Origin of the sequence: Streptomyces niphimycinicus (assembly GCF_018883605.1) — a bacterium.
Lineage (GTDB): Bacteria > Actinomycetota > Actinomycetes > Streptomycetales > Streptomycetaceae > Streptomyces > Streptomyces niphimycinicus.
The window spans coordinates 1-11,323 of record NZ_JAHLEM010000438.1 but is presented as its reverse complement, the minus strand read 5'-3'; the positions used below and the strand labels follow the sequence as shown (position 1 = coordinate 11,323).

Sequence of the window (11,323 nt, the reverse complement as noted above, 5' to 3'; positions counted from 1 at the left end):
GACCGGCCGGCCGGTGACCGTGGAGACGATCGGGATGCGCGGCGCGCGATACGTCAGCCCCTCGGCGACCTTGCGGAAGTCGGCGAGCATGCCGTCCATCAGCGGGGAGTGGAAGGCGTGGCTCACGGTGAGCCGCTTGGTCTTGCGGCCCCGTGCCCGGAACGCCGCCGCGATCTCCAGCGCCGCGTCCTCGTCGCCCGCGATGACCACCGAGGTCGGCCCGTTGAGCGCGGCGATGCCGACGCGCTCGGTCAGCAGCGGCTCGACCTCGTCCTCGGCCGCCTGGAGCGCGATCATCGCGCCACGGGCGGGCAGTCGCTGCATCAGCCGGCCGCGGGCGGCCACCAGAGTGGCGGCGTCCTCCAGCGACAGCACCCCGGACACCTGCGCCGCGGCCAGCTCGCCGATGGAGTGCCCGGCCAGGACGTCCGGCCGCAGCCCGGCGGCCTCGGCCAGCCGGAACAGCGCCACCTCGATGGCGAACAGGGCGGGCTGGGTGAAGCCGGTACGGTCCAGCGCTTCCTTGTCGTCCCCGAACAGCACGTCGTACAGCGGCCGTTCGAGGTGCCGGTCCAGCTCGGCGCAGACCGCGTCCAGCGCCTCCGCGAAGACGGGGCTCGCCTCGTACAGCTCACGGCCCATACCGAGCCGCTGGCTGCCCTGCCCGGTGAAGAGCACGGCCGTACGGCCCTCGGCGGGCACGCCCCGGACCAACTGGGCGGCGGACTCGCCGCGTGCGAGGGCGGTGAGGCCCGCGAGCAGCCGGTCCCGGTCCGGGCCGAGGACCACCGCGCGGTGCTCCAGGGCGGACCTGGTGGTGGCCAGGGAGTACGCCACGTCCACCGCGCCGAGTCCGGTGTCGGCCCCGAGGTGGGCGCGCAGCCGCTCGGCCTGGGCCCGCAGCGCGTCCTCGCCCTTGGCCGACAGCGGCCAGGCCACCACATCGGGCCGTACGAGCGGGCTGTGCGGTGTGCTGTCGGCCGGCTCGTCGTGAACCGGGGCCTGCTCCAGGACCGTATGGGCGTTGGTGCCGCTGAAGCCGAACGAGGAGACGCCCGCGCGGCGCGGACGGCCGGTCTCCGGCCACTCCATCTGCTCGGTGAGCAGCGATACGGCGCCCGCCGACCAGTCCACATGCGGCGACGGATCGTCCACGTGCAGGGTGCGCGGCAGCACACCGTGGCGCATGGCCAGCACCATCTTGATGATGCCCGCGACACCGGCGGCGGCCTGGGTGTGGCCGATGTTGGACTTGATGGCGCCCAGCCACAGCGGCCGGTCCGCGTCCCGCTCCTGGCCGTAGGTGGCCAGCAGCGCCTGCGCCTCGATCGGGTCGCCGAGCCGGGTGCCGGTGCCATGTGCCTCGACCGCGTCCACCTCGGCGGCGGACAGGCCCGCACCGGCCAGCGCCTGGCGGATGACGCGCTGCTGGGCGGGGCCGTTGGGCGCCGTCAGACCGTTGGAGGCGCCGTCCTGGTTGATGGCCGAGCCACGGACGATCGCCAGCACCGGGTGGCCGTTGCGGCGGGCGTCCGAGAGCCGCTCCACGAGCAGCATGCCCACGCCCTCGCCCCAGCCGGTGCCGTCCGCACCGGCCGCGAACGCCTTGCAGCGGCCGTCCGGAGCCAGCCCGCGCTGACGGCTGAACTCGATGTACGCGCCGGGGCTCGACATGACCGTCACACCGCCCGCGAGCGCGAGCGAGCACTCGCCCTGGCGCAGCGCCTGGATCGCCCAGTGCAGCGCCACCAGCGACGACGAGCAGGCCGTGTCGACGGTGACCGCCGGGCCCTCCAGACCGAAGGTGTACGCGAGCCGGCCGGAGACCACGCTGGCCGCGTTGCCCGTGCCCAGGTAGCCCTCGACCTCCTCGGGGACGGTGTGCAGCGAGGCGTCGTAGTCCTGTCCGTTGGAGCCGACGAAGACACCGGCGGAGGTGCCGCGCAGCGTCGCCGGGTCGATGCCCGCGCGCTCGAACGCCTCCCAGGAGGTCTCCAGCAGCAGCCGCTGCTGCGGGTCCATCGCCAGGGCCTCGCGCGGCGAGATCCCGAAGAACGGGGCGTCGAAGTGGCCCGCGTCGTAGAGGAAACCGCCCTCGCGTGCGTAGAAGGTGCCCCGCCGGTCGGGGTCCGGGTCGTAGAGGGCGTCCAGGTCCCAGCCGCGGTCGGCCGGGAACTCGGCGATCGCGTCCCCGCCCGCGGTGAGCAACTGCCACAGCTCCTCGGGCGTACGCACCCCGCCCGGGAAGCGGCAGCTCATCGCGACGATCGCGATCGGGTCGTCATCGGCCGCGGCCGTCACGGCGGTGGGCTGCAAGGCCCCGGCGGCCGGGGTGTCCGTCGTGATGAGCTCGCCGCGCAGATAGTCGGCGAGGGCGGCGGCCGTCGGGTAGTCGAAGACCAGGGTGGCGGGCAGTTGGACACCGCTGGCGGCACCGAGCCGGTTGCGCAGCTCGACGGCGGTCAGCGAGTCGAAGCCCAGCTCGCCGAAGGCGCGGTCGGCGGCGATGGACTCCGAGCCGTCGTGTCCGAGCACCGCGGCCACCTGCGTACGGACCAGGTCCAGCAGCAGCCGGTCGCGCTCCGCCCCGCCGAGCCCGGCCAGCCGGGCGGCGAGCGAGGAGCCGTCGGCCGCGGTCTCGGAGGCGGTGTCCTCCGCCGCCGCGCGGGTCTCCGGGAGGTCCGCGAACAGGCGGCTGGGCCGGGCGGCGGTGAAGTCCGGTGCGAACCGGTCCCAGTCGATGTCCGCGACGGTGACCACGGTGTCATCGAGGTCGAGCGCCCGCTGGAGCGCGCCGATCGCCAACTCGGCGTCCATCGGCGGCAGTCCGCCCCGGCGCAGACGCTGCTCCAGCGTGCCGTCCGTGGCCATGCCGCCCTCGGCCCACGGGCCCCAGGCGATCGAGGTGGCGGGCAGGCCCTGGGCGCGGCGCCGCTCGGCCAGCGCGTCCAGATAGGCGTTGGCGGCGGCGTAGTTGCCCTGCCCCGCGGCGCCGAACGTGCCGCTGATCGAGGAGAACAGCACGAACGCCGACAGCTCCCGGTCGCGCGTCAGCTCGTCGAGATGGGCCGCGGAGGCCGCCTTGGCCCGCAGGACGGATGTGAAGCGCTCGGGGGTGAGCGAGTCCAGTACGCCGTCGTCCAGCACCCCCGCCGTGTGCACCACGGCGGTCAGTGGCAGCTCGGCCGGGATGTCGGCGAGGAGCCGCGCGAGCGCGTCCCGGTCGGACACATCGCACGCGGCGACGGTCACCCGGGCTCCGGAGGCGGCGAGTTCATCGCGCAGCTCGGTGGCGCCGGGGGCGTCCAGGCCACGGCGGCTGGTGAGCACCACATGCTCGGCGCCGCCCGCGACCAGCCAGCGGGCCACCTGCGCGCCCAGCGCGCCGGTACCGCCGGTGACCAGGGTCGTACCGGCGCCCGGCGTCCATGTGTCGCCGGACGACGCGGTGGCCCGTACGAGCCGACGTCCGAACACGCCCGACGCGCGCACCGCGACCTGATCCTCGCCACCGGCACCGCCACCAGCACCGGCACCGGCACCGGCACCGGCCAGCACCTCGGCCAGGCGTCCCAGCGCACGCTCATCGGCGGTCTCCGGGAGGTCGACCAGACCGCCCCAGCGCTCGGGCAGCTCCAGCGCCGCCACCCGGCCCAGACCCCACAGCCGCGCCGCCTCCGGGCTGACCGCTCCGTCCGAACGGCCCACGGCCACCGCACCCCGCGTGGCCACCCACAGGGGCGCGCCGATGCCCGCGTCGCCGAGGGCCTGCGTCAGCGCGGCGGTCCGCAGCAGCGCGTCGCCGTCAGCGGAAGCCGGACCGTTCGCGGGGGCCGAACCATCCGCAGGAGCGAAACCGTTCGCGAGGGCCGAACCGTTCGCGAGGGTCGGACCGTTCGCGAGGGCCAGCAGGGACAGCACGCCACCGGTTACGGGCTCGTCACCGATGACTCCGGCCAGCCGTTCGACCACCGCGGCGCGGTCGTCGTCAGCGGTCAGCTCGATGCGGCGTACGTCGGCACCGCGCTCGTTCAGCATCCGTACGGCACCCGCGACCCAGGCGTCCTGGGCCGCCTCGGCCGGTACCACCACGAGCCAACGGCCGCTCGGGGACGCGGCGGAGCGGTCGGTGACCGGCTTCCACGACACCCGGTAGCGCCAGCCGTCCACCGTCGAACGCTCCGACTGCTGCCGCCGCCACGACGACAGCGAGGGCAGCAGGGCCGCCAGCGCGCCGTTGTCCTCGGTGCCGAGGTTCAGGGTTTCGGCGAGCGAGGCCAGGTCCGCGCGCTCGACGGCCTCCCAGAAGCGGGCGTCGGCCGCGTCCTGAGCCGTGGCGTCGGGGGTGGCGGCGGAGGTCCGCACGTCCAGCCAGTAGCGCCGCCGCTGGAAGGCGTACGTCGGCAACTCCACGCGCCGCGCACCGGTTCCGGCGTAGAACGCCTCCCAGTCCAGGGCCACGCCTCGGACCTGAAGCGCGGCGAGGGCGGTGGTGACGGTCTCGGCCTCGGGGCGGCCACCGCGCAGGGTGGCGACGAAGCCCGCAGCGGCGTCGCCCTCGGTGAGGCAGTCCTGGCCCATGGCGGACAGGACGCCGTCGGGGCCGAGTTCGAGGTAGGTGGTGACGCCGTGGGCTTCCATCGTCCGGACACCGTCGAGGAAGCGGACGGCCTCGCGGACGTGGCGCACCCAGAAGTCGGCCGTCGTGATCTCCTCGGCGGAGACGATGGCGCCGGTGAGGTTGGAGACGATCGGGATCCGCGGGGCTTCGTACGACAGCCCCGCCGCGACCTCGCGGAACGCGTCCAACATCCCGTCCATGCGCGGCGAGTGGAAAGCGTGGCTGACCGTGAGCCGCTTGGTCTTACGGCCCCGCGCATCGAAGTCCGCCGCGATCCGCTCGGCCGCGTCCTCGTCGCCCGCGATGACCACGGAGGTGGGCCCATTGAGCGCGGCGATCGAGACCCGCTCGTCAAGCAGCGGGGTGACCTCGTCCTCGGACGCCTGGACGGCAATCATCGCGCCACCGGCAGGCAGCTCCTGCATCAGACGGCCACGCGCCGCCACCAGCTTCGCCGCGTCCGCCAGCGACAGCACACCCGCCACATGCGCGGCGGCAAGCTCACCGATCGAGTGACCGGAGAGGAAGTCGGGCCGCAGGCCCCATGCCTCGGCCAGCCGGAACAGCGCCACCTCGACCGCGAACAGCGCGGGCTGGGTGTATCCGGTCCGGTCCAGGGTCGTGGCGTCGTCCCCGAACAGCACCTCGCGAAGCGGCCGTTCGAGATGCCGGTCCAGCTCCGCACAGACCGCGTCCAGCGCCTGCGCGAACACCGGGTAGGCGTCGTACAGCTCACGGCCCATGCCGAGCCGCTGGCTGCCCTGCCCCGTGAACAGGAAGGCCAGCTTTCCGGCCACCGGCGAGCCCTGCACCAGGCCCGGGGCCGGTTCACCGGAGGCCAGCGCCTCCAGGGCGCGCAGGAAGCCGTCGCGGCCGTCGGCCACCAGCACCGCGCGGTCCTCGAAGGTGGTGCGCCCGGCGGCCAGGGTGTAGCCGATGGCGGCCAGGTCCATGTCCTCGTCAGTGGAATGGGCGCGCAGCCGGTCGCGCAGATGGCGGGCCTGGTCGCGCAGCGCCTCCCGGCCCACGGCCGACAGCGGCCACGGCAGCACCGGCGGTACGGCGGCGGGCCGCGCCGCCCCGTCCTCGTGGTCCTCGGCGGCCGGCGGCTGCTCGATGATGGTGTGCGCGTTGGTGCCGCTGATGCCGAACGACGACACACCGGCGCGGCGCGGACGGCCGGTCTCCGGCCACTCCATCCGCTCGGTGAGCAGCGAGACGGCGCCGTCCTCCCAGTCGACGTTGGTCGAGGGCGCGTCCACGTGCAGTGTCTGGGGCAGCACACCGTGGCGCATGGCCAGCACCATCTTGATGATGCCCGCGACACCGGCGGCGGCCTGGGTGTGACCGATGTTGGACTTGATGGAGCCGAGCCACAACGGCCGCTCCGCGTCCCGCTGCTGGCCGTAGGTGGCGAGCAGCGCCTGCGCCTCGATCGGGTCACCCAGAGTGGTGCCCGTGCCGTGCGCCTCGACCGCGTCCACATCGCCCGCCGACAGCCCGGCGGCGGCCAGCGCCTGCCGGATGACACGCTGCTGGGACGGGCCGTTCGGCGCCGTCAGACCGTTCGACGCACCGTCCTGGTTGATGGCCGAGCCCCGCACGACCGCCAGCACCGGGTGGCCGTTGCGGCGCGCGTCCGAGAGCCGCTCCACCAGCAGCATGCCCGCGCCCTCGGCCCAGCCCGTGCCGTCCGCCGAGGCGGCGAACGACTTGCACCGGCCGTCCGTGGCCAGGCCGCGCTGACGGCTGAAGTCGATGAACGTCTCGGGGGTGGCCATGACCGCCACACCACCGGCCAGCGCCATGGTGCACTCGCCCGCGCGCAGCGCCTGGATCGCCCAGTGCAGCGCCACCAGCGACGACGAACACGCCGTGTCGACGGTGACCGCCGGGCCCTCCAGACCGAAGGTGTACGCCACCCGGCCGGATGCGATGGAGCCCGCGTTGCCGGTGCCGATGTAGCCCTCGACACCGTCGGGGATGCCGTCGAGCCCGGTCACGTAGTCGTGGTACATGACGCCCGCGAACACGCCGGTCTTGCTGCCGCGCACGGTCGCCGGGTCGATGCCCGCGCGCTCGAACGCCTCCCACGACGTCTCCAGCAGCAGCCGCTGCTGCGGGTCCATGGCGAGGGCCTCACGCGGCGAGATGCCGAAGAAGTCCGGGTCGAAGTCGGCGGCGTCGTGCAGGAAGCCGCCCTCGCGGGTATAAGAGGTGCCCGCGTGGTCGGGGTCGGGGTGGTACAGACCGTCGAGGTCCCAGCCGCGGTCCACGGGGAAGCCGGAGATGCCGTCGCCGCCGGTGGCGACGAGCTCCCACAGCTCCTCCGGGGTGCGCACCCCGCCGGGGTAGCGGCAGCTCATGCCGACGATGACGATCGGGTCGTCGTCGACCGCCGGGGCCGCGCCCGTGCGTACGGGGACGAGCGGCGCCGTGGTCTCCTCGGCGCCCAGCAGCTCCTCGCGCAGATGACCGGCCAGGGCGGTGGGGGTCGGGTAGTCGAAGACGAGGGTGGCCGGGAGCCGCAGCCCGGTGACGGTCTTGAGGTCGTTGCGGAGTTCGACGGCGGTGAGCGAGTCGAAGCCCAGCTCCTTGAACGCCCGCCCGGCCTCGACCGCGTCCGGGCCCGCGTAACCGAGCACCGCGGCGACCCGGCCGCACACCAACTCCAGCAGCTCCCGGTCCTGTTCGGGCCGGGCGAGCCCGGCCAGCCGCTGGGCGAGCGAGGAGCCGTCGGCGGTGGCTGCCGCGGCGGCGGCCCGCCGGACCGGGGTCCGCACCAGGCCGCGGAAGAGCGCCGGGACGCTGCCGGTCGCGGTGGCCTCGGTGCGCAGCCCCGCGTAGTCGAGCCGCATCGGGAACAGCACGGCGGCGCCGTCGGCGCGGGCCGCGTCGAAGAGCGCGAGCCCCTCGTCGGCGGCGATCGGGGCGACCCCGCCACGTGCGATGCGCCGCAGGTCGACCTCGTCAAGGCCGCTGCCCATGCCCGCACCGCCCCACAGGCCCCAGGCCAGCGCGGTGGCCGCAAGCCCCTGGGCCACGCGGTGCTGGGCCAGCGCCTCCAGGAAGGAGTTGGCGGCGGCGTAGCTCGCCTGTCCGGGCGCGCCGAACACGGCGGCGGCACCGGAGAACAGCACAAACGCGGACAGCTCGTGGCCGCGGGTCAGCTCATGCAGGTTGAGCGCCGCGTCCACCTTGGGACGCAGCACCCGCGCCACCCGCTCGGGCGTCAGCGAGCCGAGGATGCCGTCGTCCAGGACGCCCGCCGTGTGCACCACGGCGGTCAGCGGATGCGCGGCCGGGATGGCGGCCAGGGTCGCGGCGAGCGCGTCGCGGTCGGCCACATCGCAGGCCGCCCAGGTCACGGTGGCACCGGCCGCCGTGAGGTCGGCGGCCAGCTCCTCGGCACCGTCGGCGTCGGCGCCACGGCGGCTGACCAGCAGCAGTCGCCGTACGCCGTGGGCGGAGACGAGGTGGCGGGCGAAGAGGCCGCCGAGGGTTCCGGTGGCACCGGTGATCAGCAAGGTGCCGTCGGGGTCGTACGACGGGGCGGCGGCGGTATCCGCGGCGGCGTCGGCGGTGATCTCGGTGGCGGTATCCGCGGCGGCGTCGGCGGTGATCTCGGTGACCGGCACCCGGGCCAGCCGGGGCGCGAGCGGCACGCCCGCGCGCAGCACCAACTCCGCCTCGTCCACGCCGAGCGCGGCGGGCACCGTACGGTACGAGCCCTCCTCGCCGTCCACGTCCAGCAGCACCAGACGGCCGGGGTTCTCCGACTGCGCGGAGCGGAACAGACCGCGCACGGCGGCGTACGGCAGATCCGCCACGCCCGCCCCCGGCTCGGTCTCCACCGCGCCCCGGGTCAGCAGGACCAGCCGCGAGGCGGCGAACCGCTCATCGGCCAGCCACTCCTGGAGCAGGGCGAGGGTGGTCTGCGTGGCCTCGTACACGGCCGCCGCACCGTCACCCACAGCGACACCGACACCTGCACCGGCACCGGCACCGGCACCGGCACCGGCCAGCAGGACGGTGTCGGGCGCGGGTGCCCCGGCCGCCACGGCCGTCCGCAGCACCGACAGATCGCGATACGCGGCCAGCCGGATCCCGGACCCGAACGCGCCCTCCATCATGGCCAGTTGAGCGGCGTCCGCGCCGAGTACCGCCCAGTCGCCCGTGGCCGCGCCGGTCGCGGGCGCCGGAACCGCCGTCCAGTCCAGCCGGAACAGCGACTCGTGCAGCCCGCCGCGCGCCGCACGGACCTGATCGGCGGAGGCGGCCCGCAGCGCCACCGACTCGACCGTGGCCACCGGACGGCCCGTACCGTCGGCCACCAGCAGCGAGACCGCGTTCGACGGCCGCTCGGACAGCCGCACCCGCAGCGCACCGGCCCCGGCCGCATGCAACTGAACGCCGTTCCACGCGAACGGCAGCAGCGCGCCCTCGGCCAGCGCCGCCTCGCGGTCGGTGCTGTCGAGGCCGATGACGTGCAGCGCGGCGTCCAGCAGGGCCGGGTGCAGCCCGAACCGCTCGGCCTCGGCGCCCGACGTCAGCGGCGCGTCCTCGGGGAAGCCCACCTCGGCGTAGAGGTTCTCGCCGAGCCGCCAGGCGCCCTTGAGTCCCTGGAACACCGGCCCGTAGCCGAGACCCGCCCCGGCCAGCTCCTCGTACAGTCCCTCGACCGCGATCGGCGTCGCACCCTGCGGCGGCCATACGGCCAGCTCATCGGGGTCGCCGGACGCGGAGAGCCGGGCGCCGGGCGCGAGCACACCGGTGGCGTGGCGCGTCCACGGCTCGGTCCCGAGCGCGTCCTGCCGACGCGAATGCAGGCTGAAGGAACGGCGGCCGGACTCGTCCGGCCCGTCCACGACGAGCTGCACCCGCACCCCGGTGTGCTCCGGCAGCACGAGCGGGGCTTCCAGGGTCAGTTCGTCCAGTCGCTCGCAGCCGACCTGGGCGCCGGCGGCACCGGCCAGCTCGACGAAGGCCGTACCGGGGAGCAGCACGGTGCCCATGACCGCGTGATCGGCCAGCCAGGGGTGCGTACGGGTGGAGAGCACACCCGTGAGCAGGAGTCCATCGGCGTCGGCGAGCGCGACGGCGGCGCCGAGGAGCGGATGGTCGATGTCGCCCAGCCCGATCGACTCGGGGTCGCCCGCCGCGAGGGCGGCGGCGCTGGGCCAGTAGCGCTGGCGGTGGAAGGGATACGTGGGCAACACAGCCAGCTCGGCCGGGTCCACGGAAGCGGCGCCCGCACCGGCGAAGACGGCCGCCCAGTCCGGCGTCAGCCCACGGACATGCGCCCGCGCGACGGCCGAGAGCAGCGCCTCGGCCTCCGGGCGGTCCTTGCGCAGCGCGACGGCGAAGGCGGTGTCCTCGCCGGTCACACACTCCTGCGCCATCGCGGAGAGAACGCCGTCGGGGCCCAGTTCGACGAAGGTCGTCACACCCTGGGTTTCCAATGTGCGGACGCCGTCGAGGAAGCGCACGGCCTCGCGGACGTGGCGCACCCAGAAGTCGGCCGTCGTGATCTCCTCGGCGGAGACGACGCCACCGGTGAGGTTGGAGACGATCGGGATGCGCGGGGCCTCGTACGTCAGGCCCTCGGCCACCTCGCGGAACGCGTCCAGCATCCCGTCCATGCGCGGCGAGTGGAACGCGTGGCTGACCGTAAGCCGCTTGGTCTTCCGACCCCGCGCCTCGAAACCGGCCGCAATCGCGACAGCCGCATCCTCATCACCCGCGATGACAACGGAGGCCGGGCCGTTGAGCGCGGCGATGCTGACCCGCTCGGTCAGCAGCGGTGTGACCTCGTCCTCCGACGCCTGGATGGCGATCATCGCGCCACCGGCAGGCAGTTCCTGCATCAGACGGCCACGCGCCGCCACCAGCTTCGCCGCGTCCGCCAGCGAAAGCACACCCGCCACATGCGCGGCGGCCAGCTCACCGATGGAGTGACCGGAGAGGAAGTCCGGCGTCAGACCCCACGCCTCCACCAGCCGGAACAGCGCCACCTCAACCGCGAACAGCGCAGGCTGCGTGAACCCCGTCCGATCCAGCGCCTCCGCGTCATCCCCGAAGAGCACATCCCGCAGCGGCCGCTCCAGATGCAGCTCCAGATGCGCACACACCTCGTCCAACGCATCCGCGAACACCGGGTAGGCGTCGTACAGTTCAAGCCCCATCCCCAGCCGCTGACTCCCCTGCCCCGTGAACAGGAACGCCACCTTGCCCTCGGCAACCGCCCCCTCGACCACGGACGGGGCGGCCTCGCCACGCGCCACCGCGTCGAGCGACCGCAGCAGCTCGTCCCGGTCGCCGACGGTCAGCACGGCACGCCGCTCCAGGGCGGCGCGGCCGACGGCCAGGGCGTGGGCGATGTCGAGCGGCGCCGACTCCGGCCGCGACGCGAGGTGGGTGTGCAGCCGCGCGGCCTGCTCCCGCAGCGCCTCGGCGTTCTTGGCGGACAGGACGAACGGCAGAAGGCCGTCGAGGCCGTTCCGCTCGGGCGTCTCGGCCGCCGGAGCGGCCGGAAGAGCCGGGGCCGGGGCCGGAGCCTGCTCGATGATGGTGTGCGCGTTGGTGCCACTGATGCCGAACGAGGAGATACCGGCGCGGCGCGGGCGGCCGGTCTCCGGCCATTCCACCTGCTCGGTCAGCAGCGATACGGCGCCCGCCGACCAGTCCACATGCGGCGACGGC

1 protein-coding gene is annotated in these 11,323 nt (G+C 74.5%); it reads right to left on the bottom strand.

What is annotated here, in order from left to right; translation table 11 throughout:
• Positions 1-11,323: type I polyketide synthase (locus KN815_RS31860; RefSeq protein WP_216345331.1), on the bottom strand; the 11,323-nt coding region annotated here is incomplete at both ends.